Below are 25,642 nucleotides of genomic sequence, written 5' to 3'. Positions count from 1 at the left end.
GTGTGTTTTCATTCTTGCCCTATTCTTCATGACTGATGTTGATTACGAGCACCCTCGGAGGACACAGATGTATTGCCGATTCCCATCGCTTCGCTTGTGAGAAGCGAGGCACTCCTGGCTGCTCGGTTTTTCATCGGCTATGACTCACAGAATGTGGTTTGACCTGAGCCGTTAAATACAGGCTACCAGACCGGGATAGAACTATTCCAGAGAACGACAATTCTAAGTTCGCTGCTCGCGGCGTCTCAAACAGTGCGAACAGTCGCCGTCATCCCCGCGTACAACGAGTCGAGCACCATCGGGTCGGTGATCGACGGAACGAGCCGGTACGTCGACGAGGTGGTCGTCGTCGACGACGGCTCGACGGACGACACCGCGGCCATCGCTCGCGAACACGGCGCACACGTCGTTACGCACGTGTTCAACACCGGCGTCGGTGGGGCCGTGAGGACGGGCTACCAGTACGCCATCCGCCACGACTACGACTTCGTCGTGCAGGTCGACGCCGACGGCCAGCACGACCCCGAAAAGATTCCGACCCTGCTTGACCACGCCGAGGACGCGGATATGGTCATCGGCAGTCGCTACCTGAACGAGAGCATCGACGACTACCCGCTTATCAGGCGGCTCGGCATCACGTTCTTTACGACCGTCGTTCGGAAACTCGGCGGCATCGACATCACCGACGTGACAAGCGGCTTCCGCGTCTACCGCGTCTCCGCGCTGAAAGACATCCTCCACCGCTCGGACAACCACTGGGCGGTCGAACAGACGCTCGATGCGGCCCAGCGCGGCCAGCGCATCGAAGAGGTATCGATTGAGATGCCGATCCGGGACGAGGGCGAGTCGCAGTTCAGCCTGGACACGCTCGTGCTGTACCCGCTCCGCATGACCGACACGGTGTTTCGCGTCCTCCTCTTTCGCTAACCATGGCCTTTGGATTCGACTACTCGCTGGTGAATCTCCTCTCGTTGGCCGTCGGACTGGCCTTCCTCGCGAACGGGTACATCATCGTCAGAAGCGAGCGCGAATCATTAGAGCTGTTCGTGATGTCGCTGCTGCTCGGGGCGGGGCTCATCGTCGTCGCCATGGTCCCTAACGTGTTCGAAATCGTGGCGCGGCTGCTGGGTCTGGAGTGGAAAGCCCGGGCCATCCTCGTCATCTCGAACCTGACGCTGTTCGTTGCGGTGACGTACCTGCTCAACCGCATCGGCCACATGTACGACCGGCTGTCGCGGCTGAACGAGGAGTTGAGTCTCCTCCGGAGCGAACTGGAGGAACACCAGTTACAGACCGAGGACACGAAGGATGAGTAACCGGGCGGTGCTGTCGATGGATTTCGAGCTGTTCACCCAGACGCCGGCCTACCGGAGTGCGTCGGGGACGACCGACCGCGACGGCGTCGGCCTTGACGGTGGCCGATTTTTCAGGGAGAAACTTGCGGAGTACGACGCCACGTCGACGGCGTTCGTGGTGTCGGCAGTCGCCGAGTCCCACCCCGACGCCGTACAAGCCCTCGCCGATTCGGGGCTAGAAATCGCGTCCCACACGCACACGCATCAGTTGCTTTCGGACCTCGACAGCGACGGTCGGCGATCCGAACTGTCCCAGTCAAAGGACGTGCTGGAGCGGGTCACCGGCGAACGCGTCTCTGGGTTCCGTGCGCCCGCGTTCGACATCACCGACGACCACTTCGACCTGCTGGCCGAGACCGGCTACACCTACGACTCCAGCGTGGTCTCCAGCCGGTCGATTCCGGGATGGTACGGCGGCGAGTACGACGTCCACGAACCGGTTCCCGCGACGGCGATCCGCCCGGGTGCGCCGGACACCGTCACCGAGTTCCCGGCGAGTGTCATGCCGGGGCTGCAGTTACCCCTCACCGGGACCTGGCTCCGGTTTTTCGGCCCGCGGTACACGATACTGGGCATGAGGCTGCTGGCCCGTCAGGGCATCACGCCGATGCTGTACGTCCACCCGTGGGAACTGGTGGACCTACCCGATGTCGAGGGGGTGCCGACGCGAGTGTACGTCAGGACCGGCGAGTGGATGCGGCGGGCCGTCGAGCGGATCCTCCAGCAGGATTTCGAGTTTACGACCGCGCGGGCCGTTCTGGAGGAAGGGGAAACGACCACGACACAACTACGCAGGGGCGAGACGGCGTGACGAACCGCGTCCGTGACCTTGCCATCACGGTCGCACAGTACGCTCTCGCTGTCGCGGCAGTGGCGTGGCTGCTCACGCAGTTTGATCTCAGGAGGGCAGTCGGCCTGCTTGCCGGCGTCGGGATCGAGACGGTACTCGCGGTCGTCGCCGTCAGTATCCTCGGCATCTGTGGCCGGGTATACTCGTGGCACGCGGTAATCACGCCGCTGGCCCCGGTCCGGTTCCGGACGGCCGCCGGGACGACACTCATCGTGAACTTCGTCAATCAGTTGCTGCCGTCCCGGCTCTCCGGACGGCTGGCCGCCCCCTTCGTCCTCCGGAGCCAGACCGGGATGGCCTACAGCGACGCCGCGGCCGCCTCGGCGCTGCACACCGGCATCTTCGCCCTCTACTACGGCGTCGCGGCCACTGCGGGGCTCGTCCTAGCGATCCCGCTGCTCCGGCTTGAATTCGTTCTGCTGTTGGCGCTCGCAACGAGCCTCTACTTCGCGGCCGGACTCACGATACTGCTTGCGGGGCTCAACCTCTCCTATCTGGATCGGCTCATCGGCTGGCTGTCCAGGGCCGCGATTCGGGTGCCACGAATCGGCGAGACACTTGCGGCGCGTCTCGATGGCCTGCTTGAGTTCACGGACAGTTCGACCACTACGTTTCGGTCGCTCGCGAGTGAGCCGGCAGTGTGGCTCCGCTACGCGGTCGGCTGGACCGTCGATCTCGTACTCGCGCCCGGCTTGCGCGTGGGCTTGTTGCTGGGGAGTTTCGGCGTCGCGTTCGAACCGCTACTCGCGTTGCCGCTGTATCTCCTTGTCGCGTACACCGTGACGCTCCTGCCCCTGACCCCGGGTGGCATCGGCATCACCGAGGCGACGGCGACGGCGGTGTTCGTCGCGCTGGGCATCCCGGCTGCAGTCATCATCCCCATCATCTTCGTCGACCGGTTCCTGGGCATCTACCTGCCGTCGCTCGCGGGCTGGTATCCCTCGGTGCGGCTCGACCTCTCCTCGTTGACGGCGGAGTAGGCGGAAAACCCTGGCAGCCCCTCAGAACGGCGGATGACGGCTCGGGTCGCACTCGCCGTCACGCTCCAGAATGAGGGTGTACTGGTTCGCCGCGAGTTCCTGCTCGTCGGCGAACTGGTCCGTGTGCGGGACGATGCCGAGCCGGAGCAGGTCGACGAACGAGCCGGGCGTCGGCCGCTGGGGGACGAAGTTCGGCGGCCGTTCCCCGAACTCGGCGACGATCCTGTAGTTGTACTCCTCGTTCAGGAGGGTCCGGAGGTATGTGGCCTGTGCATCGCCGTTCCGGTAGTAGGTGTCCTCCTTGAGATACAGGAGGTCCCGGTAGCCGAGCTGGATGTACCGTGGGCACGCCATCGCTTCCTCCGCCGCCGAGTCCTGGCCGGCGACGTGTCGGGCGGTCAGCGAGTGCGGGATCGCAGTATCCTGAATGTGAACACGGTACGTCTCCACCACGTCGCCCTCCTCGCTATTGTTCTCCAGCCAGGCCGTCGCCTCGTCCCGGGGCATCGATGCGAACTGGGCCGTCCCGATGCCAGCGTAGACGGCCGTCGTCACCAGCAGGACAGCCATCACCGGCCGGGCGAGCGAGGGCGCGCGCTCCCGAAGGTCCATCAGCCGACCGCCGACGAGCAAGGCAAGAAGCGGAAACGTCGGCAGGAGGTGGTGGACCCGGAAGTCGTGCCACTGGGAGAACATCGCGACGTAGGCCGTCAGGCCTGTGAGCACGAGGACAGTACCGTGGAACGCCGACGCTCGCTCCCGCAGCGTTACGACGGTCGCGACGACGCTGGCGGCGGCCGCAGCAAACAACGGCAGCCCCAGCGCACTGAAGTACCCCCGGAGGAACCACCACCACATCGGGGCGTCGGGACCTGTCGGGTGGTCCATCCGCGATGCCGAGCCGCCAAACACCCGTTCGACGAACGGTTCGGCACCGGCCACGAGCGCGGTCGGGAACCCGAGTACGATCACGACGAACCCGAGCACTGCGCCGCTCAGGAGGAGTTTCGGCCGGTACAGCGACTCGGTCAGCGGCGCGTCGGCGGCGTGAGCGCGGAGCAGGAAGGCGACGCCGATGAGCAAAACGACCGGCGCGGCCGTCAGTTTGAACGCGATGGCGACGCCGCCAGCGGCACTCGCCGCCAGAAACAGCGTGCCGTCGTCGCTCTGGACGTACCTGACCAGCAGGTACAGCGTCAGGAGGACGAATGCCAGCGCCGGCATGTCCTCGCCGGCCTCCTTCGAGATAGTGAGGAAGCCGAACGTCAGCGAGAGCACGACGGCCGAGAGCCGGCCGGCGTTGCGTCCCTCGATCGCGACGCCGAGGCGGTACGTGAGGTAGACGGCCGAGAGTGCGGCGGCGACGTTGGTCAGGCGAATGGCGACGAGGCTCCAGGTCCAGATCCACTCGGGCGTGGCCGCCCACACCCCGTAGTGGCCGAACTCCCAGTCGGGGAACGCGATTGTCGCGAACGCGCCCAGGTCACCGGTGATAGCCGCGACGAGCACGACTGGGAGGATGGCGAGCATGTAGAGATACAGCGTCGCGCCGAAGGGGGCGCGACCCCACTCGACGCCGGCCTTGAGCCCCTCGAAGCTCGGTTCTTCGAGAACCGATCCGTAGACGACCATCGCATCGAGCAAGCGGCTGTACTCGTCGCGGGTGGCGAAGTTCGGGATGCGATGCCAGAACCAGAACCCGACCATGACCGTCGATAGAAGCAGAATATATCGGAGGTACGGGTCCTCTCGAAGGTCGGCCCGTACCTGTTCGACAACACTTCGGGGCAGTGACCGCCAGCCACTCATCGTGTCACTGCTCCGGGGTGTGTGTTGAAAAGGCTGCCCTTCTCAGAAATACTCGGCGTCGAACTCCCGACGGAGGAGGTAGTGGTTCGCGTAGCCACGGACGTACTTCGCAAACAGCGAGAGATACCCCTCGTCAGCCTCTCTTCGGGCGGACGTGGCGACACAGGAATCGGCATCGTAGACAATTCGGCCGTGGTCTTTCATCCGCAGGGAGAGTTCCGTGTCCTCCATGAACGGGATATCCTCGTCGAAGCCGCCCGCAGCCTCGAACGCCTCGGCCCGGAAGCTACAGTTGAAGCCCGGTTGCTGGACGAAGCCCAGCGGCCAGGACACCCGGTACCAGTAGTCCGACAGCAGTTTGAACAGCACGCGGTGTTTGAGGCTGTCTTCGAGCGGACGGGCGGGGCCACCGACGCCCACCACCTCGTCGTCGGTGTAGTGCCTGAGATGCAGGCGGACCCAGTCCTCGGGGACGACCGTATCGGCGTCAGTAAACAACAGAATCGGGGCTTTCGCGGCCGCCGCCCCGCGGTTCCTCGCGGTCCCAGCCCCGCCCTCGTCACACCGAACGACGGTGTCCACGAAGGGCGTGTTGCGGGCTACCTGTTCTGTCCCGTCGTCGCCGCCGACCACGACGACCAGTTCCACTGGCTGTGACTCGAAGGGAGCGAGACAGCGGGCCAGCGACTCCGCCTCGTTGTAGGCCGGGACGATAACTGCGGCGTCCATCTGGCAGTCAGGTACAGCGTACAGACAGAAATAGCAAGCGATGGGACACAGTGCGACCGAGAGTCGAAACTCCAGGTCGTGACCGGCGACCGGTCTCAGTTCCGCTCTGGCTGGCCGCTCCCGTCGGCCACCGGCGCTCGGTCGCCGGTCGCCGCGGCGGAGCGGTCGGCCGCGCCCGACGCCGCGAACTCGAAGGCGTCGAGTAGTTCCGAGAGGTCCTCGGCCTGATCCGAGAGGTGGACCACGTCGTCGGTCACGCCCTCGATGGCCGCGGTCTGTTCCTCGGCCGCCGCGGCCGCGGTCTGAGCGCCCGAACTCGTCCGCTCGGTCATCGTGTCGAACTCCTCGACCATCGCCACCACTTCCTCCGCGGAGGCGGCCTGTTCGTCGGTCGCGTCGTCGACGGACTGGATGCCGCTGTTTACCTCATCGACGTGTTCGAGGATCTCTTCGAGGACACTGATCGTCTCGTCGACCGTCTCCAGGCCGTTGTCGACGCGCTCGTCCATCTCGTGGATGCCGTCGACAGCCTCGTCCGTCGACGCCTGAATCGTCTCTATGCGCTCGGCGATTCGCTGGGTCGCCTCGCCGGTCTCCTGTGCGAGGCCCTTGATCTCGTCGGCGACGACGGCGAAGCCCTCGCCAGCCTCGCCGGCACGCGCGGCCTCGATGGAGGCGTTGAGCGCGAGCATGTTCGTCTGCTCGGCGATGTCCTCGATGACGCTGACGATCTCGCCGACCTGCTCCATCTCGCTGTCGAGCGATTCGACGTTATCGATGGTCGACTCGGCCTGGTGCTCTATCGCTTCCATCTCGGTTTTCGCTTCCGTCACGTGCTCGCTGCCGACAGAGCCGAGTTCAGACGCCTGCTGGGACATCTTTGCCACTTCGTCGGTCGAGGAGGCTATCTCCTCGACGGTTGCGGACAGGTCGGTCATCTCGTCGGTGACCTGCCGGACGTTGTCGTGTTGCTCGTCGGTGTTCGAGGCGATCTCCTCGACGTTCTCGCTGACTTCCTGGCTCGCGTTCCGGACTTCCGCGGCGCTGGCGCTGAGTTCGTCCGTCGAGTCGTCGACCTGCTCTGCGAACCGGGTGACGGTCGTGAGCGTCTCGGAGAGCGTCTCCATCATGTCGTTGAACGCTGTCGCGATATCGGTCATCGCCTCTGTCCGGCTCTCGGGATCCATCCGCTGGGTGAAGTCTCCGTTCGCGGCCGCGTGCATGGCATTCCCGAACGACTCGGCCTTCGCCCGAAGATGCTCGTTCAGGTCCTCAGACGCCCGCTTGGCCTTTTCGGCTTCCTGCCGTGCTTCTTCGGCCTGCTGTTTAGCCGCTTCGGCCTCCTGTCGCTGCTGCTCGGCGGCTTCGCGCTGTTGCTCCGCCTCTGCGCGCCTGTTCGCCGCCTCCTGTGTGGCCGTCTTGAGGTCCTCGACTGTTGCGATGGTTCCCGTCGAAGAGACCGCGACGACGCCCACGAGGACGGCAAGCAGCGACGTGCCCAGCGCGTCCATGATCGCCCCCGCGATGCCGACCCATTCGAGGAAGGTAACTCCCGTCCAGAGGAGGCCAAGCGCCGCGGCGAACGTGAAACTCGCCCAGAACCCCGAATCGAGATCGGTCTCGCGGTAGGTCTTGACACCCAGCGCCACCGTCGCGGCGTAGGCGACGACCGCGACGAAGTCCGCGAGGATAATCGGGGCGCTCACGGTTCGGCCCTCCCGCCGTCGGTGGCGATCTCTGGCCCGTCACCGTCGACATCTGGGTCATGCCCCTCGCTATCGTCGTCTGTGAGGACCTGCTTGCGCCGGACGTAGGCCGCAAACAGGAACGCGAGGCCGGACCCCATCAGGCCGAGGTAGTGCTCTGTGTAGTTGAGTACCGTGCCGAGAAACAGGTTCTCGACATTGGTGACGACTGTCGCCACGATCAACAGCACGTATCCGACCACAAACAGGCGGGAGCTCCGTCGGTATCGCAACAGCACCGGGACGAGCCCGATAAGTGCGATAATGGGTAGTACGGCTTTGTGTGGGTCGAGCGCGGCCAGTCCTGTTTGCATGCCATGGTATCTGCTGGAGGTGGTGTTATACGTTACCACCCCATTACAACTATTGAAAACGACCTAGCTGTTTCCGCCCTTCGAACGAGCCCAGGCCGTTCACGACCGGCGTGTGAGCGCCAGTCCGGCGACGACCGCGACGAGTGCGATGGCCGCGAGCGTCAGGAACAGCGCCGTCGCGTTCGCAAAGGCCAGAATCGACCCGGCGAGGCCACCACCGAGCGCGCCGACGCCGAACACGCCGAGATACGTGAAGCCGTAGGAGAGGCCGCGGGTCCCGGCAGGCGTGTACTCCGCGACAGAGGCCTGATAGAGCGGCTGGACAACGAACAGGAACACGCCCAGCAGCGCGCCAAGCACCGCTAGTGGTCCGAGGCCCATGCCCGATACCGGGACGAACAGGACCGCGATTGTGGCAAGCACCAGGAACGAGCCGGCGATGCCGTACTCGACGGGGATCCGGTCGCTCAGTTTCCCGCCGGCGTACTGGCCGAGGACACCGATTAGCAGCAGACCGGCGTAGAAGTAGTCCTGTGGCTTGAGCGTCTGCCCCGTCCCGGCCTCGATACCGAGCGCCGACAGGACGGTCGGGGGTAACAGCGTCTCTATCGGGATGGGCTCGAAGCCCGGCAGGTCCCGCAGGAGTTCCGGGAGGAAGGTGAGGACGCCGCGGTAGTACAGCCCCGAGCACATGACGACGACGAACACCAGCAGGAAGCTCCCGGTCAGCAGGTGCTTGCTCTCCGTGAGAAACTCCCCGAGCGAGTCGATGCCGCTGCTGGCCTTCGAGCCACCGTCGGTCGCAGCCGTTACCGCCGCCGTCTCGTCGAAGCTCGCCCGCGAGGCGTAGACGGCGGCGAGCAGCGCGGGGACGCCAAGCACGAGCGCGACCGTCCGCCACTCGGCGACCAGCAGGAGAATCGCGGCGACGAGCGGGCCGAGGCCGATGCCGAGGTTGCCGGCGACGCCGTGGTAGGCCAGTCCGGTCCCGCGCTGTTCGACGCCTTTGCTGATGAGCGAGAGCCCGGCCGGATGGTAGACGCTGGCCGAGAGTCCCCAGAGGACCAGGGCGAGTGCGATGACGACCATATTCGGGGCCAGCCCCAACAGGATGTACGAACCGCCCATTCCCAGCAGACAGCCCGTGATGAGCCGCCGGGAGCCGATTCGGTCGACGACGATACCGCCTGGGAGTGCGCCGGCCCCGAACAGGCCATAGCCCAGCGTCACGATGACGCCGACGGTCGCCGTCGTCACGTCGAACTGGGCGACGCCGAGGTTGATGAGGTCGAACTCGGTGAGCCAGATGACGACGAAGATCGGGACCGCCATCTCGTAGGTGTGGACCAGGCCGTGTGCGAGCATGACCAGCGCGGTGATCGCTCGGTCGTTCGCGTTCACACTGTGGTTCCTGTCGGCCGTCGGCAAGTGTGTGGCGGTTCGCCGCGTCCACGAGTGCCTTGTCGAACGCGTAGCGATAGGTGTCCGTGTCCACGCGTACGCTATTCGACCCCTCCCAAAATCAGGGGTGGGTTTTTATGTCCGAACAGTATAGGCCGCAAGTGTGAGCAAGATCAAGGTGTCACTTCCGGACCAGGTGGACTCGGACATCCAGCGACTCGTCGAACAGGGCGAGTTCCTCAACCGTGACCAGGCCGTGGAAGACCTCCTGAAGCGAGGGATTTCGGCCTACAACACCACGACGGAAGAGACGGAGACGCTCGACGAAGAGATATTCGACCAGACGGCCTCCGAACAGCAGGACCCCGCGATGCAGGACGACTTCCTCTAGTCGCGGTTCTGCGAGAGTCTGCCGTCATCTTCGGATGCCCGCTGGCCCGATCCGTCGTTTTGTTGCCGGCGCTGTTTCATTCGTGCCCCGGGTTTCGGACCGCTATCGACGGAGTCGTACGGCGTCTCTGCGACGCTCTCCGGGATGATGTACCACGCGAGGAGCCCGCCGATGACGGTTCCACCGACAGTGATCCCAAGCACCAGCAGGGGTCCGGCACCGCCGTACAGCGTCACGAGCCCCATCGAGACGCCGATGAGGAGCGCGAACCCGGCCTGCAGGTATCTGAGAAAGCGTTTCCGGTCGGCGTCCGTCATCGAGGGCCCGACCATCAGCGGCCCCCGGGATTGATGGAGCGTGGCTGCTCGGGCATCAGTAGAAGCCCCGCTCTACGTCTTCCTCGATAACGTCCTCGAACTCGGCGTCGAGCAGTTCCTCCGCTTCCTCGAACGTCTCGGTGAGTTCGGTCATCTGGTCGGGTCGGTCGTGGTGGTCGAACTCCATCGGGCCGTAGGCCGGGGAGTCCATCGCGTCCATCATGTCCTCCAGCAACGCCTGTGGCGACGTGGGTGCGTCAGCATGGGTTTCCAGTACCGTTTCGAGGTTCTTGGCCTTCTCCCTGGCGTCGTCCTCGTCTTCGGGGCCCTGCTGGACGCCGAAGATGCCCGATCCGTCGGTCGGGAACAGCGGGTCGATGTCCTCGTCGATGCGGCGGGCCACCTGTGACCCGACGCCCTGGACCTCGAAGGGGTTCTTCGCGTAGGTCTTGAGCTGGTAGACGCCGGCGTCGGGGTGACCGAAGTAGATGTCCTCGCCGATACCGTTCGCGCGGTCGCCCCCGACGGCACGCCAGTCCCCCGGATTGGCATTGCTCTCCATCACGTCTTCGAGAATGTCCTGCCAGTCACGAACGCGCATTGTCAGTCTCCCGTTCGGTCTGGGCCAGAATGAACCCATCGGTCCCGATTGCCACAGTTGCCGAAGACCCGAGTCGGCACGGCGGCCGATTGTCCTGCGCTGTAGGCGAACGCCTTTACTCCACGGAACAGCCAGACGTGGTATGGAAAGCGAACGCAACGTCCTCGGCGGGGAGCTGGCCCCCTGTTCGATGGACCCGGTGACGGGGTTCATGCGCGACGGCTACTGCTACCCGCTCCAGCGCGACCCGGGGCGACACGAGATCTGTGCCGTGATGACGGCCGAATTTCTGAAGTACAGCAAGGCCCAGGGCAACGACCTCGTGACGCCGCGGCCGGAGCTTGACTTCCCGGGACTCGATCCGGGCGACCACTGGTGCGTCTGCGTCCCGCGCTGGATTGAGGCCCATGAGGACGGACGCGCACCGCCGGTCAACCTCGAAGCGACGAGCGAGGACGTGCTCGAAGACATCGACCTGGAGACGCTGCAGGAGTACGCTGCTGATTCCGACTCAGATGTCGATGCAGCCAGTGAGTAAGCCGCGGCGCGAACGACTTTTGAGGGTCGGTCTCTTCGCTATGGGCGTGCAACAGGGGAGGGCCAACCCGTGACCGCGGACCGCATTCGTGGCGTCGTCATCGACATCGAGGAGCCGAAGACGGTGAACACGCAGTACGGCGAGAGCGACCTCTGTGAGGTGACGATCCGCCCCGACCGCGGGGCCGGCGAGCCGACGACGGTGACGCTCTGGGGGAAGTGGACCGAGAACGCCGAAGTCATCGAGACGGGGATGGAGATAGCCGTCTACAACCCCGACGAGCGGGAGTACCGGGGCGAACAGCAGTACTCGGTCGGCGGCGACGCCACGCTCGTCGTCCAGCCGGATTTCCTCGTCGACGTGACCGACATCCGGGCGTGGGTGCAGTGCCCGCGGATGTACTACCTCCGGAAACTCGACGGCGCGGAACACGCCTATCCGCTGATAAAAGGGACCGTCGTCCACGAGGTGTTCGGCGACCTGCTTCGGGGACGGGACCTCGACACGGCCATCGAGGAGCAGGTCGACGCCGCGGGGCTGGACATCGGGCTGCTCGGGCGAGAGGCCGAGGAGGTGGCTGGCGACGTGCGTGATCACGCATCGGCGATTCAAGGATGGCTGCAGCAGGGGACGCTGACCGAGACAGATGGAGCGGCGACAGCCGCTGACAACTCGGAGCGGGACTTCAGTCCCGCGGAGAGCGAGTGGCGCTCGGAGATGACGCTCATTTCCGAGCGCTTTGGGATGAAGGGGCGTGCCGACGCCGTCCGGCGGGGGATGCCCGTCGAACTCAAGACCGGGAAGAACACCAAGCGGGAGCCGCGCTTTCAGGACAAGATTCAGGCGACGGCGTACGCGCTGATGCTGGGCGAGCGCGCGGCCGGCGCGGGCAGCGCCGTCGACGCGGCCCCGGACACCGGCACGCTCCTCTACACGAAAAACGCCGCCGTCGACCGCAGCGAGGAGAGCGGCGACCTCTCGCCGGCCAAGGAGTTCTCCATCGGGAGCGGTCTGCTGAACTACGTCGTTCGGACCCGCAACGCGATTGCGGCGATGGAGTACGACTCGGGTGTGCCGACGGGCTACGAGGCCAACGCGAAATGCGAATACTGCTTCGAGCAGGACACCTGCATGGCCGTCTCCGGCCGCCTCGACCAGGAGTCGAAGGCGGGAACGGTCGGTCGAGCGGTACCCGAGGCGGAACTGGACTACTTCGAGCGGTTCTACACGGCCATCGAGGCCGAACGGCGAGCCGTCCACCGCGAGTACGCGAAACTCTGGGAACAGACGCCGGAGGAGCGGGCCGACAACGACCGCGCACTCATCGACCTCGAACCGACCGGCCGCCGGGAACTCGACGGCGGCCGGTGGGAACTCCGCGCGACCGGGACCGGCGCGGTCTCGAAGATTCGCGAGGGCAACCTCGTGCTCGCCAGCGACGGCGACCCGGTGACCGGCAACGCCGAACTGGCCCGCGTGGAACGTCTCGGCGAAGAAATCGTCGTCACGGCCGACGAGCCGCTGGACCTCCGCCGGCTGGACGTGTACCCCTCCGAGCTGACGACCGACCGGCTCCAGAACGCGCTGCACGACGCCGTGCTCCTCCAGTCGCCCGAGCAGAAAGACGTGCTGTTTGGTCGTCGCGAGCCGGAGTTCACTCCGGTCGAGGAGACGTTCATCGACAACAACGACGCCCAGAACGAGGCCGTCCAGCTGGCAGTCGGCGCGGAGGACTTCGCGCTCGTCCACGGGCCGCCGGGGACGGGCAAGACCTACACGCTGGCGCGGATGGTCCGGTCACTCGTTGCTCGGGGAGATAGAGTTTTGCTTTCGGCGTTTACAAACCGCGCCGTCGACAATCTGCTGGAGGCGCTGGAAGACCAGGGCTACACCGACATCGTCCGCGTCGGCACGGAGAGCGGCGTCCGCGAGGACATGCAAAAGTACCGCCTGGAGACCAGCGGCGACCCCGGCGAGTGCGCGAGCCGCCTACAGAACGCGCAGGTCGTCGCGGCGACGACGGCCACCTGCGGGGGGAGCACGCTCCAGACCCAGGAGTTCGACGTGGCCGTCGTCGACGAGGCCGGCCAACTGACCGAACCGGGGACGCTGGCGGCGACGACGCTTGCCGACCGATTCGTGCTCGTCGGCGACCACCAGCAGCTCCCGCCCGTGGTCCAGTCCGAGGACGAGACGCTGTCGACCTCGCTGTTCGAGCGGCTCATCGACGCCCACCCTGACGCGGGCCTGATGCTGGACCGCCAGTACCGGATGGCCCAGCACATCCAGGCCTTCGCCTCGCGGGAGTTCTACGACGGGCAGCTACGGCCCGCCAGCGGCGAGGTGGCCGCCCAGCGTCTCGACGACCTCGACGGTGTCTCGACGGCTAGCTTGCCAGAAGGACTCCGGGACCGCGTGGCGTTCGTCGACCCGGACGGGAGCCAGGTCGGCAACACGAACCCTGACGAGGCCGACCGCATCGCTGATATCGTTGCGTCGTACCGGTCCGCAGGGGTTGCCGCCGGCGACATCGGCGTCATCGCGCCGTACCGCGCGCAGGTCGCGGAGATATCGAAACGCCTCCCCGATGTGACCGTCGACACGGTCGACCGGTTCCAGGGGTCGAGCAAGGAGGTCATCATCATTTCCTTCGTCGCCACGGGCACGCTCGACAGCCCCATCTTCGAGGACTACCGGCGTATCAACGTCGCGCTCACGCGAGCGAAAAAGGCGCTTGTCCTCGTCGGCGACGGCGACGCGCTGGCGACTGACGAGGTGTACGGCCGGATGGTCGAGTGGGCGCGGGGCTGACTACGTTCCGTCGGTCCGCTCGCCGGTCTCGCCGGCCCAGGCGTCTCGCGCGGTCTGGTCGGCCACATCGGACTGTTCGTTCGTCCGGCTGGCTGTCTCGGTCTGTCCGGCCGTTTCGGCGGACCGGTCGTCGGCCCGCCGGGCGATGATGTCGGCCCACAGCCGTTCGCGGAGGGTGTCTCTGAGGGCCGCTGCCGTCGTCTCGTCGATGTCGTACACCCGAGCGACGCCGCCCAGCAGACTGGAGGAACTCGCCGTGTCAGCCCCGACGGTCGCCAGGTCGCGGCGGCGCTGGAACGGTGACCGCGTGACGAACACCGTCTGGAGACGGTAGTACGGGACGATTCGGGTCGTCCGCCGCCAGAAGCCGCTCCGGCTCGCCAGCACGGACTCGTCCAGGTCGAACCCGCGGTGTCGCCAGCGGAGGTGGGCCGCCGGCACAACCGGGAGAAAGAGAAGGGCGGCGAGCCACCAGTAGCCGGTCTCAAGCACCAGCGAGTCCACTGCGTAGGCGACCGCTGTGAGTGCGGCCGCGGCCAGCGAGAAGCGGGCCAGGTACCGTCTACGGGCGCGTTTCGGCGGCCGCTCGAAATCGAGGTCGCCGAACGGCTCGATGTCACGGGCCAGTTCGTACACTTCCTCGCGGGGCGCGAGCGGGACGGCGACGCCTTGCGTGGACTGCTGATTGCCGCCGCTGTAGCCGGCCGTCTCGACGGCCAGCGTCGCGTAGCCGAACCGGCGCATCAGGACGTTCTCGCGGATGGTGACCGTCTGGACCTTCTCAAGCGGGATGTTGCCGCTGTAACGGCGCAACAGACCCCGCTCGTACCGGAGGTCGCCGTCGGCCCGCGTGAGCTTGAAGCCGTAGTACTCGATGACGGTTAACGCCACGCTGACGACCAGTGCGAGCAGGAGGAACTGGACGATGGAGAGTGCGGCAAAGACGGCGAGTCGCGTGGTTTCCGGTGAGCTGACCAGCCAGCGGACAACTGGCCCGCCCAGCGACGCGCCGGCAAGGGTGGCATTGAACCGCAGCACGGCCCAGACGAGGTCCATCCCCAGCGGGAGCGACGCTAGCGTCAGGACCGGCGCGGCCGGCCGAACCGAGACGAGCGCGTACGTCAGGAGTTCGCGCTGGTCGAACGCGAACAGTAGCGACCCGTCTGGCTGACCGCTTCCCTCCGTGTCCGAGGGGGAGACTGAGCCCCCGGGGCCGCTCTTCGTCTGTGCATCGCTGGTGTGTGCCGGGGCGGGGCCGGTCACGCCGGGAAGATCGGCGTGGGCCGACCGGCCAGTACCCTCAGTCCCAGCCACCGCATCGGCGGCGTCTCCCGCCGCCGCGGTCTCGCCGCGGTCGTGGGTCCGCACGTAGTTCCGGAGGCGTTCGACCTCCGCTTCGTCGACCGCGTCCAGCGTGGCCTCAGTCGCGCTGCCGCCGGCCGTCTCGAAGCGGACGACCGCGAGCCCGAGAAGGCGGTTGAGGATGTTCTGCTCGACGTCTAAGTTCTGGACGCGGCCCAGCGGAATCTGGCGGGACTGTCTGGCGAAGACGCCGGACTCGACGGTGAGCGTGTCGCCGTCGAGTTCGTACTGAAAGCGGAGATAGCGCGCCAGCGCGTAGCCGCTGAAAACGACCGCGCCCAGAGCTGCGAGTGCTGGCACTGCGAACCACGGGAAGCCGAACATCCCTGACCCGAGCGACCCGCCGAAGAAGCCGAAAAAGCCGCCTTGCAGGGTCGCTCTGGCGATTCGCACGACGGCGCTCCGCGGGTGGAGCCGGTTCATACCGCGTCCGTGGCCTCGCTCTCGTTCGCGAGGTCACGGAGCTCCTCGCGCAGCTCGGTTGCTCGTTCGGGTCGCAGTCCGGGGATCGTGATGTCCGCGCCGCGGGTCCCGGCGGTGTAGACGACGACGCTCGCCAGCCCGATGGCGCGCTCTATCGGCCCCCGAGTGGTATCGACGTGTTGCACCCGGACGTAGGGAACTGACGTGTCGGTCCGGGTCACGACGCCGCGGAGGAGAAAGAGCGCGTCGTCTTGCAGGGCAAAGCGCCAGATGCGGTGGGCAGCGATAGCGTGTATGACACCCAGCAATACGAGCACGACCCAGCCGCCGGCGATGACTGTCTGCGGCAGTGAGACCGCGAAACGGTCGACGAGATACGCGATAACCCCGAGTACCGACGCCTGGATGACCGTCGATAGAACCCACAGCAGTCTCACCCGCGGGTGCAGCGACTCCATGTCCCAACCGAGGGGCCGGCTCCGGATTAACGGTTTGGCTCCGGATCGAAATTGGAACGGTTTCGACCCGAACGCGGGGGACAGTTCGTCCGGAGTTCGAAAAAATCCCTTTAGGTAACCCATCGCGTGTCCAGACGGCGTATGACAGACACTCGACGCAGGTTCCTCACGACGCTTGCAAGCACCGGGGCTGTACTCGCACTCGCAGGGTGTAGCGGCAGCGACGGTGACGGGACAGACGGCGAAATGACGGAGGGCGAGATGACCGAAGGTGGGATGACCGAGAGCGAGATGACGGACGGCGACGCAATGACTGAGGGAGAAGAGATGACCGAAGGATCGACGGACGGCGATATGGACCCCACCGATCCCAGCGACGCCCCGATGGCGTCGGTCGACCGGTTCAGCGACGCCGCCGGGATACTCCACCAGCGCAGCGCAAACGGCGCGCTTCCGGACGCCGACGAGCCCATCGACTTCGACGACATGTTCCTGGTACAGGGGTACGGGCCCGACGGAACCGTTATCGAGTACTACGATTTCGACGTCCAGCCGACCGAGGCGGCCCCGATTTACGCGCTGTTCTACGAAAACGGTGATCTGGTCGAGGACCAACTCAACATCATCGACGTGGTACCCGGCGACGAGGGGTACAACGATTTCTGGCAAGTCCACAAAGTGACAGTGCCCGACGGCTACGAAGCGAACACGGCGACCAGCGTCTCTCATATTCGGGAGGCGGGGTACGACATCGAACCGACCGAGACGATCAAGAACTGCCCGGTGGTTCCCGACGGGTCAACCGCGGAGCTGCGACACAGCGCCGACGAGAGTGCTACTGGCCTCGTCAATGGCTGGTACGATGGCGAAGTAGTCCCGTACTTCCTGTTCGGCGAGGCGTCGCTATCGTCGTCCGACGGTACCGTCCCGCTCTCCCCGATTTACGTGAGCTTCAACGCGAATCCCGACGAAGACGGCGGGGGCCCGCCGTCCGGGTTCCGCTCCGAAGACGGGAGCGGCCAGACGCACAACGTCACTGCGACGCTGCCGGGCGACGACAGCTACTCGCCGCTGTGGCAGGTCAACATCTTCGACAACGCGGATTTCGACAGCGTCTCAGACCTGGAATCCGCCCAGAACGCCGACATCCTGGCCGCCGGCGCGGCGATGGTTAATTGCCCGGTCGTCGCCGAGCAGTAAAGAGACGAACACAGCACAGGGGGAACCTACCCCCATGGCTCCAGAGGGGTCGGCAGGGCGTTGGTGTGGAGTGGGTCGACGGTCACCGATACTGCTACGTTCCGGTTGCCGGTCTCCCGATGACGACCGCAGCCGATTTACACGCGCTCGTTGACCTGCTCGGCGACCCGTTCGCCGGGCCGTCGGAGGTGGCCGCTCTCGACCTCGTAGACGTAGCCGGTCACGGAGACGTCATCGGGGATCAGTTCGTGGTTTTCGAGGTACTCGACCTGTGCCGCACAGGCCGCATCGATGTCGTCGGTCATCCGGACCCACTCCTCGATGGACGCATCACCGATGTTTAGCTCCGGCAGCGCCGGGTCGAGGTCGACGTCAGCAAGGTCGCCGTCGACCGCGGCCTCGAACCCCGCGACGACGTCCTCGTCGGACGCGCTCATCATCCCGCAGTCGGTGTGGTTGACGACGATTATTTCGGTCGTATCGAAGTACTGTGTCGTCAGCGCGGCCGAGCGGATCACGTCGTCGGTCACTTTCCCGCCAGCGTTCCGGAATATCTGTGCGTCGCCGAGTGAGAGGCCGAGCGCGTCTTCGACGGGGATGCGTTCGTCCATGCAGGCGACGACGAGCAACTGCTTGTCCGTTGGGATTCCCTTGCGCCGCCGCCGCGCCCAGTCGTCTCTCGCGTCGACACCGTCGTCGACGGATTCGTGGACGTGGCCGGCCTCCGGTTCCTCGTGTCCGCTGTCGTTACTTCCGTGCGTGTGATGTGGCATTGCAGAACACGCCTTTGCGCCACGCCCCCTTTACTGTTCGCTCGAAGCCAGTGTAGCACATCAAAAGCGGGCAGCGTCGGTCCGTCAGTCGTCGGTGGCGACGGCACTCTCTTCGGCGTCGTCGTCCTCGATTTCGTCCAGCACCCGCTGGTGGAACTCCTGTAAGACGGCCGACTCGTCCTCCGCGAGCACCACGTCGCTGGCCATGAGTGTCGCGAGGCCGAAGGCCCGCGGCGACGGCGAGTCGACGCGGATACGGGCCACGTCCACGTCGCCGTCCTGAATCGCGCGCAGGACAGTCTCGATGCCGTCGACGTTGAGCTTGTCCTCCAGTATCTCGCGGTAGGTCTCCTCGACCACGGCGAAGTCGCCCAGGTCCTCCGCAAAGCCCAGCAGCATCTCCGAGGAGACCTGCTGCTCGCTGGCCGACTTCTCGTAGCCCTTGTAGCGTTTGAGTATCATCAGCGACCGCGTGGCGTTGATGCGGAAGTACCGCTGGAGGAGGTCCGTTCCATCGAGGCTAGCCCGCAGGTCCTCGCGGGCCGTCTCCGGATCCAGGTCGTCGACGATTCCGGCGATGTCGACCTTGCGGTTCAGCGGCATCGAGAGCGTGAAGCCGTTGTCGGCGACGGCCACCTGGACGTTCGCGCTGGCCGCCTGTGCGATGTGATACGCCAGGAGCCGCGAGAAGCCATCGTTGAACCGCCGGCCGTAGTTCGAGTGGACGTGGTAGTGGCGCTCGTACTCGTCGTGATCCAGCGTCTCCTCGATGACCAGTCGGTCGGCCGTCGCCACGCTGTCCGGGCCAGCGTAGGCCACCTGCTCGCGGAACATGCGGGCGATTGCTCGGACGCTGTTCTCGTCAATCGGGAAGGTCCGGAGCCAGTTCCGAACTTCCGACATCCCGCCGTCGGCCAGCCGGTCCAGCAACTGGCCCTGGAAGTCCAGAATTTCTCGGCCAAGGTCATACGAGAGAGGGAGCCGCTCGGAGAACCACGACGGGACGGTCGGGCGGGCGGCGGTCCGGTCGACGTACACCTTCGACCCGCGGCGGTAGCGGTATTCGAAGTTGTCCCCGCCCAGCACGAACACGTCGCCTTTCTCCAGCGTGTCCAGATAGGATTCGTCCAGTTGGCCGACCCAGCTATCGTCGCTCCGGGTGACCACGTCACATGTGAAGGAATCCGGAATCGTCCCGATGTTGGTCATGTAGATGACCCGCGCGAGCCGGCCGCGCTTGCCGATGAGGTGCTGACCCACGTCGTAGTCCTCGTAGTGGTGCTCGCCGTCGGGCGCGTCGTTGGTGTCGCGCCAGATCTTGGCGTAGACGTTCTTGTCCTCCATCCCCGGGTAGTCGGCGGTCATATACCGCATCAGCTGCTCCCAGTCCTCGTCGTCGTAGTCCCGGTAGGGGTAGGCCCGCCGGAGAACGCCTTTGAACGTCTCCTCGGGGCGAACGTCGTTGATAGCCATGCCGTAGACGTGCTGTGTCGCCACGTCCTGTGCGTTCTCGGGGATGAACACGCGGTCGACGAAGCCCCGTTCAGCCTTCTCCAGCATCACCGCACACTCGACGAGTTCGTCTCGGTCCAGCGCGATGACGCGGCCCTCCACTGTCTCGCCCAACTGGTGGCCGGCGCGGCCGATGCGCTGGAGCAGCGCGGCCACAGATTTCGGCGACCCGACCTGCACGACGAGGTCGATGTGGGGCATGTCGATGCCAAGCTCCAGGCTCGTCGAGGTCGTCACCACGTCGAGCGTTCCGGCCTTCAGCGACTCCTCGATGTCGCGGCGCTTCTCCTTCGAGAGCGAGCCGTGGTGACAGCCCGAGTTCGACTCGTCGTAATCGTCGAATTTCTCACGAAGATTGTGCAGCACGCGCTCAGCCCCAGAGCGCGTGTTCGTGAACACGAGCGTGTTGGTGTGGGACTGGGCGTGCTCGTGGAGCTGCTTGTAGAACCGCTCGGTGACGATGTCCCGCGGCGTGTTGATGAGGTCGTCGGCCGGACAGGACAGCTCCATGTCGAAGTCGCGGGCGAAGCGCGTGTCCACGATCTCGTAGTCGCGGGGGTCGCCGCCGGGTTCCTCGCGGCCGACCAGAAACTCTGCGACGGTGTCCAGCGGCTCGACGGTCGCCGAGCAGCCGATCCGCGTCGGGGGCTCCTCGACCATCTCCTCTAACCGCTCCAGGGACACCGAGAGGTGGGTCCCGCGCTTGTTCTCGGCCAGGCTGTGGATCTCGTCGACGATGACGTACTCGATAGTCTTCAGTTTCTGCTTGAACTTCGGTGAATTAAGTAGAATTGCCAGCGTCTCCGGTGTCGTGTTGAGGATGTGGGGCGTCGTCTCAAGCATCGCCTGGCGCTCGCTGTCGCTGGTGTCGCCGTGGCGGATGGCGTGCCGGATGTCCACGTCCTCACCGCGCTCGTCGAGTTTGGCCGTGATGCCGTCGAGTGGCTGTTCGAGGTTCCGGTGGATGTCGTTGGCCAGCGATTTCAGCGGGGAGACGTACAGGCAGTAGACGGAGTTTTCGAGTTCGTCCTCGCGGGCCTTCCCGAACAGTTCGTTGATAATGCCGGTAAACGACGCGAGCGTCTTCCCGCTCCCCGTCGGTGCACAGATGAGGGCGTTCTCGCGTTCGTGGATGAGCGGGATGGCTTCCTTCTGTGGCGGCGTGAAGAAGCCGCCGTTGCCGGGGACGAACTCGCCGAACTGCTCGACCCACCACTCCTGGACGACGGGCGCGAGGCGGGAAAGCACCTCGGCGTCGTCGATGTCGACCGTCTCCGGGTCGAAGCTCGGGTCCGTCGCTGCGAGACGCTCGCGTCCTCCCATTGTCGGCTCTTACCGACCAGTAGGACCGCCGCGGCAAGTGGGTTCCGCCGTATCGACGGGAAACGAATAAGCGACCCCCGTGCCTGGCCAGTGGCATGGCCGAATCATTCGACGTACTGACGCCGCTTGTGACACCCTTCGACGCAGACGGCGACCTCGACATCGCCAGCCTCGAATCGCTGGTCCGCCACGTCTCGGCGGCCGGCGTCGACGGCGTCGTTCCCTGCGGGACAACCGGGGAGTTCGAGACGCTGTCGCCCGAAGAGTACCGGACCGTCGTCCGAAGCGTCATCGAGACAGCGCCCGACGACTGCCGCGTCATCGTCGGGACGGCCGCGACCGACGTTGCGACCGTCCGCGAGCGGATGGCGTTCGCTGCGGAGCAGGGCGCTGACAGCACGCTGGTCGTCCCGCCCTACTACGGCGGTCAGGCCAGCGAGGCGGGCAATGAGGCGTTTTTCGAACAGATACTGGCCGACGCCCCGCTACCGGTCTACCTCTACAACATCCCCGGCGCCGTCGGACAGGAGCTGTCCGTCGACACGGTCGCCACGCTCGCCGAGTCCGACGCCGTCGCGGGGCTCAAGGACTCCTCGGGCGACCTCCCGTACGTCACCGCGGTCCTCAACCGAACGCCGGCGGATTTCACCATCTATCAGGGCCACGACGGCCTGTTCGTCCCGTCGCTCGTGCTGGGCGGCGACGGCGGCGTCAGCGCCCTGTCGCATCTCCTGACGGACGAACTCCAGCGAGCGGGCGCCGCCGTCGCGGACGGCGATATCGGGACCGCGAGAACGGTCCAGCGGGAAATCCTTGCACCGCTCTCGGAGGCCTGCGGGGAGTTCGGCTTTGCACCGACAGTAAAGACACTACTGGCCGACCGCGGCGTCATCGACCACGCCACGGTCCGCCCGCCGCGAACCGGACTCCCCGAGGACGCCGTCGAGACCGTGACCGCGCTGCTGTGACGGGAGAGTTAAATAGCGCTGTGAGGTTCCACGAGATTCATTACGCTGGGCGGCAGTGAACGCAATATATGTCGTTGCTGCCCTCCCGCGGCCCCGACACGAGCACCTCACAGGACGGGGAGCTCCAGGTCGTCGGGGTCGACGAAGACGTCTCAGCCGTACTCGATGCCCTCTCCTCGGAAACGGCCAGGGAAATCCTCAACACTGTCTACGAAGAACCGGGCACGCCCTCAGAACTGGCCGACCGGCTCGATATGTCGATACAGAAGGTCTCCTATCACCTGGAGAAACTGGAAGACGAGGAGCTCATCACCGTCGCCGGAGTCCAGTACTCCGAGAAGGGCCAGGAGATGAACGTGTACGAGCCCCCGGACGACCCGCTGGTGTTGTTCGTCGGGACCCGGGAGCGCAAGCAGTCGCTTCGCTCGCTCGTTCGCCGCGTCCTGCCCGTCGTCGGTATCCTCACAGCGGCCAGCGTCATGCTGCAGCTCCTGCTGGGACAGTTCCCGATCCAGTTCGGGAGTTCGGGAGCCGGCGGCGACGCGGGCACCGCCGGCGACGGTGGTCAGGGTGGCGGGGACGCAGAGAGTCTGGATTCGGCGACTGAGACGGCCGCGGAGGCCGAACCCACGCCGACCCCGACGCCGGAGGACGACGGCGGGATCGGGATCGCCGAGGCAACGGAGACGCCGGAGGCCACGCCGGCCCCAGAACAGACTCCGGCCCCGGAAGCCGACACGCCGGTCGAGGCGATGACTGAGGAGGCCCAGCGGCTGACGACCGACGCCGCGGCCAGTGGCGGGTTCGACCTCGAACCGGGGGTGGCCTTCTTCCTCGGCGGACTGCTTGTCCTGACGCTGTACGTCTCCTTCTGGACGTACCGGAACTACCGGTAAGCCGGGTCAGCGATCCAATCGCTTCAGTCCGGATCTATCCGTTCGGCGACCAGCACGCCGGCCTGCTCGGTGACCATTTCGACGGCCGTCAGCGCGTAGCCGGCGTCGGTGAAGGCGTCGGCGAGGACGCCGACGGTCGCGGGGTCGTCGACCTCGGGGCTGTAGAACGGGGCGTCCGGGTCGTCGTCGCCGAACAGCATCACGTCGCCGAGGACGACGCGGCGCGGTTCCAGGTCGGCGATGGTGTCAATCGCGTCGCGCTTCTCGTCGTCCCCGAGGTGGTGCATCGCGAAGTTCGACGTGACGATGTCGACCGGGCCGTCGACGTCCGGGGCGCGGAAGCGACCGGTTCCGAACGAGACGTTCTCGACTCCCCGCTCGTCGGCCTTCTCCCGGGCTTTCTCCAGCATCCCGTCGCTGATGTCGCGGCCGATTACCGCCTGGGCGTCGCCCGCGAGCGCGAACGCGATAGCACCGGTGCCTGTACCGAGGTCGAGTACCACGTCGTCGCTCTGGGGAGCCGCGTGTTCGACGACGAAGTCGACACAGGCGCGATACGCCGCCGAATCCTGGTCATCGTCGTACGCGTCGGCGTGTTCGGAGAACCGTTCGGCGTGCTCGTCGAGTGATTTCTTCATACTACTCTATCCGTCGCGGTCGTACAAGTGTGTCCCGCTCCGTGTTGCGGTTTCGATTCCGGTATCGGTCGGTTAAAACGCGTTTTGAGCCACAGGTGCGTTTTTGCTATCCCCGTCCAAAGGATGAACTGCGCCGTCGACGGGTGACTTGCCCACACAGCCGCCCTGCCCCCGTCCCCGCCGACGGCCACCGCCCTCTCTCCGCTGACGCTCCCTGGTGGTTTCCCTGGCAGCGTGTCCCCACACGCCAACGCCTTTGTCCGTTCGCTCGCTGTCGCCCAGTATGCGCCTCACGTTTCTCGGCACCGGCAGCGCCATGCCAACTGGCTCGCGAATGCAGTCCGGCTATCTCCTGGAACAAGACGGTAGCCGGCTGCTCGTCGACTGTGGCAGCGGCGTGTTGCATTCGCTGGCCCGAACGGAAACCGGCTACGAAGGCGTCGATACCGTGTTGTTGACCCATCACCATCTGGACCACGTCTCCGATCTCGACGTGCTGATGAAGGCCCGCTGGCTGGCCGGCGAAACCGATCTCACGATAGCCGGCCCGCCGGGCACGAGCGACCTGGTCCGGGACCTCCTCGAAACACACGACTACATGCAAGACCGGCTTGACCTGACGCTCAGAGACCTCGACGGCGGACCCTTCGACCTGGCCGGGTTCGACGGCGACACGTGCGAGACGCGCCACTCGATGCAGTGTTTCGCCTATCGGCTCTCCGTCGACGACGGTCCGACGATAACGCTCGGCGCCGACTCGGAGGCGTTTACCGACCTCATCGAGTTCGCCGACGGGTCGGCGGTGCTCGTCCACGACTGCTCGTTCCCGGACGACGTCGACGTGTCGAATCACCCGACGCCGACGACGCTCGGTGAGACGCTGCGCGATGCCGACGCCGAGGTCGGGCGCGTGTATCTCACCCACCTGTACCCACACACGGAGGGGCGACACGAGGAGATGCTGGAGTCGATAGCCGATAGCTACGACGGCGACGTGCAGTTCGCCGAGGACGGCCTGACGATAACTGTCAGCTAGACGCGTTCGAGCGTGACGCGGAACTCGGCCCCGCCGGCGTCGCTCTCGGCCACGGTAACCTCGCCGCCGTAGGACTCGGTCAGCGCCCGGACGAACCCGAGGCCGAAGCCGGTCCCCGGACTCTCCTGCCCCTTGACACCCATCTCGAAGATATCCTCGCGCAGGTCCGGCGGGATACCGTCCCCGTCGTCGGCGAAACAGACGGTGACCTCGTCGGAGCCGACGTCCGCCGGATACACGCGCATGTGGACCTCGCCCTCGTTGTGGACCGCCGCGTTCGACATGACGTTCGTGAACACGGAGTCGAGCAGGTCACCGCCGTACACCTGGTAGTCGAAGGCCGACGCCTCGAAGTCGACGGTCAGTGACCCGTAGTTGACGCTGACATCCCGAACCGTCTCCCCGAGAACCGTGGCGAGGTCCCGTGGTTCCGGGTTGTCCTGGGCTTCGAGCGTCGAGACGAGGTCGCCGACGCGCTGGATGAGGTCCGCGGCGCTCTCGGCCGCACGCTGTATCTTGCCGGCGTACTCCGCCGTCTGGCCGTCGACCTGTCCCGCGACGGCATCAGCGAACCCGGCGATGACCTGGAGGTCGTTGCCCAGGTCGTGGCGGAGGAGCCGGTCGTACATCTCGATCATCTCCTTTCGCCGTTCCAGGTCCCGGTGTGCGCGCTCCAGTCGCTCGCGGGAACGGATGTTGGAGATGGCCGTCGCAGCGTGGGTCGCGAGAATCTCCATCGGTCTGACGTACTCGTCGCCGAACTCCTCGACGGTTCGGGACCGCGTGACCAACACGGCCGTCACCTCGTCACCCATCCGGGCCGGCACAGCGAGCGCACCCGTCACGTCCGAGTCAGCGGTGACAGCGGCTTCCGCGCCCTGTTCGACGAGCGTCTCGCCGGCCTCCTGGGCCCGGTGCGCTAGGTCACTCGGTGACTCGCCCTGGACAAAATTCGGATTCGTGCTGTGGACGACCCGGAGGTCGTCCTCGCGCACCTCGACGAACGTAGAGTAGGAGAACTCGAACAGCAACGACATCGCTTCGAGCGTGAGGGAGACGACTTCGTCGACGGAGTCACACCGATTGAGCGCCTGGCCGTACTTGTTCAGATCGGCGACCTGTCTGGCAAAGTCTTGTTGCTCTTCGAACGACATCTCACCCACTCCTCGCAGACATTGGAACTACGTAGCAATAGAGAGCGGGACAAAAAAC

General features: G+C 65.7%; 24 protein-coding genes. 11 read left to right on the top strand and 13 right to left on the bottom strand.

Annotated elements, in window-relative coordinates:
• The first annotated feature begins 252 nt into the window (after positions 1 to 252).
• Genes ACY9XZ_RS11100 through ACY9XZ_RS11085 form a run of 4 tightly spaced genes read left to right on the top strand, consistent with a single transcriptional unit; the run spans position 253 to position 3,185 of the window.
• Positions 253 to 927: a glycosyltransferase family 2 protein gene (locus tag ACY9XZ_RS11100; protein WP_463457098.1), complete on the top strand. Its 675-nt coding sequence runs from the start codon at positions 253 to 255 to the stop codon at positions 925 to 927.
• Positions 928 to 929: 2 nt separating this feature from the next.
• A complete protein-coding gene (locus ACY9XZ_RS11095) occupies positions 930 to 1,316 on the top strand; it encodes a DUF2304 domain-containing protein (protein ID WP_463457097.1) in 387 nt (128 codons plus the stop codon).
• Positions 1,309 to 2,166 (top strand): polysaccharide deacetylase family protein, encoded by an 858-nt coding sequence (locus ACY9XZ_RS11090; RefSeq protein ID WP_463457096.1) that lies wholly within the window; start codon positions 1,309 to 1,311, stop codon positions 2,164 to 2,166. The genes ACY9XZ_RS11095 and ACY9XZ_RS11090 overlap by 8 nt, the downstream gene beginning before the upstream one ends.
• Entirely contained in the window at positions 2,163 to 3,185 is a 1,023-nt protein-coding gene (locus ACY9XZ_RS11085; RefSeq protein ID WP_463457095.1) for a lysylphosphatidylglycerol synthase transmembrane domain-containing protein, read from the top strand. Before ACY9XZ_RS11090 ends, ACY9XZ_RS11085 begins: the two co-directional genes overlap by 4 nt.
• Positions 3,186 to 3,206: 21 nt before the next feature.
• On the opposite strand, the gene ACY9XZ_RS11080 is transcribed toward ACY9XZ_RS11085, so the two are convergent.
• From ACY9XZ_RS11080 to ACY9XZ_RS11060, 5 genes are all read right to left on the bottom strand, one after another.
• Entirely contained in the window at positions 3,207 to 4,994 is a 1,788-nt protein-coding gene (locus tag ACY9XZ_RS11080; RefSeq protein WP_463457094.1) for an ArnT family glycosyltransferase, read from the bottom strand.
• Between the two features lie 42 nt (positions 4,995 to 5,036).
• Positions 5,037 to 5,723 (bottom strand): glycosyltransferase, encoded by a 687-nt coding sequence (locus ACY9XZ_RS11075; protein ID WP_463457093.1) that lies wholly within the window; start codon positions 5,721 to 5,723, stop codon positions 5,037 to 5,039.
• Between the two features lie 95 nt (positions 5,724 to 5,818).
• Positions 5,819 to 7,429 (bottom strand): methyl-accepting chemotaxis protein, encoded by a 1,611-nt coding sequence (locus tag ACY9XZ_RS11070; protein ID WP_463457092.1) that lies wholly within the window; start codon positions 7,427 to 7,429, stop codon positions 5,819 to 5,821.
• Positions 7,426 to 7,782: a hypothetical protein gene (locus ACY9XZ_RS11065; protein WP_463457091.1), complete on the bottom strand. Its 357-nt coding sequence runs from the start codon at positions 7,780 to 7,782 to the stop codon at positions 7,426 to 7,428. The genes ACY9XZ_RS11070 and ACY9XZ_RS11065 overlap by 4 nt, the downstream gene beginning before the upstream one ends.
• 99 nt (positions 7,783 to 7,881) lie before the next feature.
• Positions 7,882 to 9,183 (bottom strand): MFS transporter, encoded by a 1,302-nt coding sequence (locus ACY9XZ_RS11060; protein ID WP_463457090.1) that lies wholly within the window; start codon positions 9,181 to 9,183, stop codon positions 7,882 to 7,884.
• Positions 9,184 to 9,346: 163 nt separating this feature from the next.
• On the opposite strand from ACY9XZ_RS11060, the gene ACY9XZ_RS11055 reads away from it, so the two are divergent.
• Positions 9,347 to 9,574, top strand: a complete 228-nt coding sequence (locus ACY9XZ_RS11055; protein WP_004518043.1) for a ribbon-helix-helix domain-containing protein — start codon at positions 9,347 to 9,349, stop codon at positions 9,572 to 9,574.
• Here ACY9XZ_RS11055 and ACY9XZ_RS11050 read toward each other — a convergent pair.
• Both ACY9XZ_RS11050 and ACY9XZ_RS11045 read right to left on the bottom strand, forming a co-directional pair.
• Positions 9,571 to 9,906 (bottom strand): hypothetical protein, encoded by a 336-nt coding sequence (locus tag ACY9XZ_RS11050; RefSeq protein ID WP_463457089.1) that lies wholly within the window; start codon positions 9,904 to 9,906, stop codon positions 9,571 to 9,573. The genes ACY9XZ_RS11055 and ACY9XZ_RS11050 overlap by 4 nt on opposite strands.
• Before the next feature lie 40 nt (positions 9,907 to 9,946).
• The gene (locus ACY9XZ_RS11045; protein ID WP_463457088.1) at positions 9,947 to 10,492 is read right to left on the bottom strand and encodes a hypothetical protein; all 546 of its coding nucleotides are present in this window, start codon (positions 10,490 to 10,492) and stop codon (positions 9,947 to 9,949) included.
• Positions 10,493 to 10,634: 142 nt separating this feature from the next.
• Between ACY9XZ_RS11045 and ACY9XZ_RS11040 the strand changes: the two genes are divergently transcribed.
• Positions 10,635 to 11,030 (top strand): DUF2237 family protein, encoded by a 396-nt coding sequence (locus ACY9XZ_RS11040; RefSeq protein WP_463457087.1) that lies wholly within the window; start codon positions 10,635 to 10,637, stop codon positions 11,028 to 11,030.
• A gap of 69 nt (positions 11,031 to 11,099) precedes the next feature.
• Complete coding sequence (locus ACY9XZ_RS11035; RefSeq protein WP_463457086.1) at positions 11,100 to 13,841, top strand: AAA domain-containing protein; 2,742 nt, start codon at positions 11,100 to 11,102, stop codon at positions 13,839 to 13,841.
• On the opposite strand, the gene ACY9XZ_RS11030 is transcribed toward ACY9XZ_RS11035, so the two are convergent.
• Together ACY9XZ_RS11030 and ACY9XZ_RS11025 are read right to left on the bottom strand one after the other, a co-directional pair.
• On the bottom strand, positions 13,842 to 15,626 hold the full coding sequence (locus ACY9XZ_RS11030) for a PH domain-containing protein (RefSeq protein ID WP_463457085.1): 1,785 nt from the start codon (positions 15,624 to 15,626) through the stop codon (positions 13,842 to 13,844). It lies immediately after the preceding gene.
• Positions 15,623 to 16,084, bottom strand: coding sequence for a PH domain-containing protein (locus ACY9XZ_RS11025; RefSeq protein WP_463457084.1), 462 nt, complete (start codon positions 16,082 to 16,084; stop codon positions 15,623 to 15,625). The genes ACY9XZ_RS11030 and ACY9XZ_RS11025 overlap by 4 nt, the downstream gene beginning before the upstream one ends.
• A gap of 141 nt (positions 16,085 to 16,225) precedes the next feature.
• On the opposite strand from ACY9XZ_RS11025, the gene ACY9XZ_RS11020 reads away from it, so the two are divergent.
• The gene (locus ACY9XZ_RS11020) at positions 16,226 to 17,284 is read left to right on the top strand and encodes a twin-arginine translocation signal domain-containing protein (RefSeq protein ID WP_463457083.1); all 1,059 of its coding nucleotides are present in this window, start codon (positions 16,226 to 16,228) and stop codon (positions 17,282 to 17,284) included.
• Positions 17,285 to 17,421: 137 nt separating this feature from the next.
• Here ACY9XZ_RS11020 and ACY9XZ_RS11015 read toward each other — a convergent pair whose 3' ends face one another.
• Both ACY9XZ_RS11015 and ACY9XZ_RS11010 read right to left on the bottom strand, forming a co-directional pair.
• Complete coding sequence (locus ACY9XZ_RS11015) at positions 17,422 to 18,057, bottom strand: beta-class carbonic anhydrase (protein WP_463457082.1); 636 nt, start codon at positions 18,055 to 18,057, stop codon at positions 17,422 to 17,424.
• Positions 18,058 to 18,141: 84 nt separating this feature from the next.
• A complete protein-coding gene (locus ACY9XZ_RS11010) occupies positions 18,142 to 20,892 on the bottom strand; it encodes an ATP-dependent helicase (protein WP_463457081.1) in 2,751 nt (916 codons plus the stop codon).
• A gap of 95 nt (positions 20,893 to 20,987) precedes the next feature.
• Here ACY9XZ_RS11010 and ACY9XZ_RS11005 point away from each other — a divergent pair, with 95 nt between their 5' ends.
• Positions 20,988 to 21,860 carry a dihydrodipicolinate synthase family protein gene (locus ACY9XZ_RS11005; RefSeq protein WP_463457080.1) on the top strand — a complete coding sequence of 291 codons (873 nt, stop codon included), beginning with the start codon at positions 20,988 to 20,990 and terminating at the stop codon, positions 21,858 to 21,860.
• Positions 21,861 to 21,928: 68 nt separating this feature from the next.
• Positions 21,929 to 22,756 (top strand): ArsR/SmtB family transcription factor, encoded by an 828-nt coding sequence (locus ACY9XZ_RS11000; RefSeq protein WP_463457079.1) that lies wholly within the window; start codon positions 21,929 to 21,931, stop codon positions 22,754 to 22,756.
• Between the two features lie 23 nt (positions 22,757 to 22,779).
• Here the strand turns inward: ACY9XZ_RS11000 and ACY9XZ_RS10995 are convergent, their stop codons facing one another.
• Positions 22,780 to 23,394 (bottom strand): class I SAM-dependent methyltransferase, encoded by a 615-nt coding sequence (locus ACY9XZ_RS10995; protein WP_463457078.1) that lies wholly within the window; start codon positions 23,392 to 23,394, stop codon positions 22,780 to 22,782.
• Between the two features lie 283 nt (positions 23,395 to 23,677).
• Between ACY9XZ_RS10995 and ACY9XZ_RS10990 the strand changes: the two genes are divergently transcribed.
• A complete protein-coding gene (locus ACY9XZ_RS10990) occupies positions 23,678 to 24,430 on the top strand; it encodes an MBL fold metallo-hydrolase (protein ID WP_463457077.1) in 753 nt (250 codons plus the stop codon).
• Here the strand turns inward: ACY9XZ_RS10990 and ACY9XZ_RS10985 are convergent.
• Positions 24,427 to 25,584, bottom strand: coding sequence for a sensor histidine kinase (locus tag ACY9XZ_RS10985; RefSeq protein WP_463457076.1), 1,158 nt, complete (start codon positions 25,582 to 25,584; stop codon positions 24,427 to 24,429). The genes ACY9XZ_RS10990 and ACY9XZ_RS10985 overlap by 4 nt on opposite strands.
• Positions 25,585 to 25,642 lie beyond the last annotated feature (58 nt).

The sequence above is a fragment of the Haloarcula sp. HT12 genome (assembly GCF_055271655.1).
Note: the sequence above shows the minus strand (reverse complement) of the source record. Positions and strands in the feature narration are given on the sequence as shown.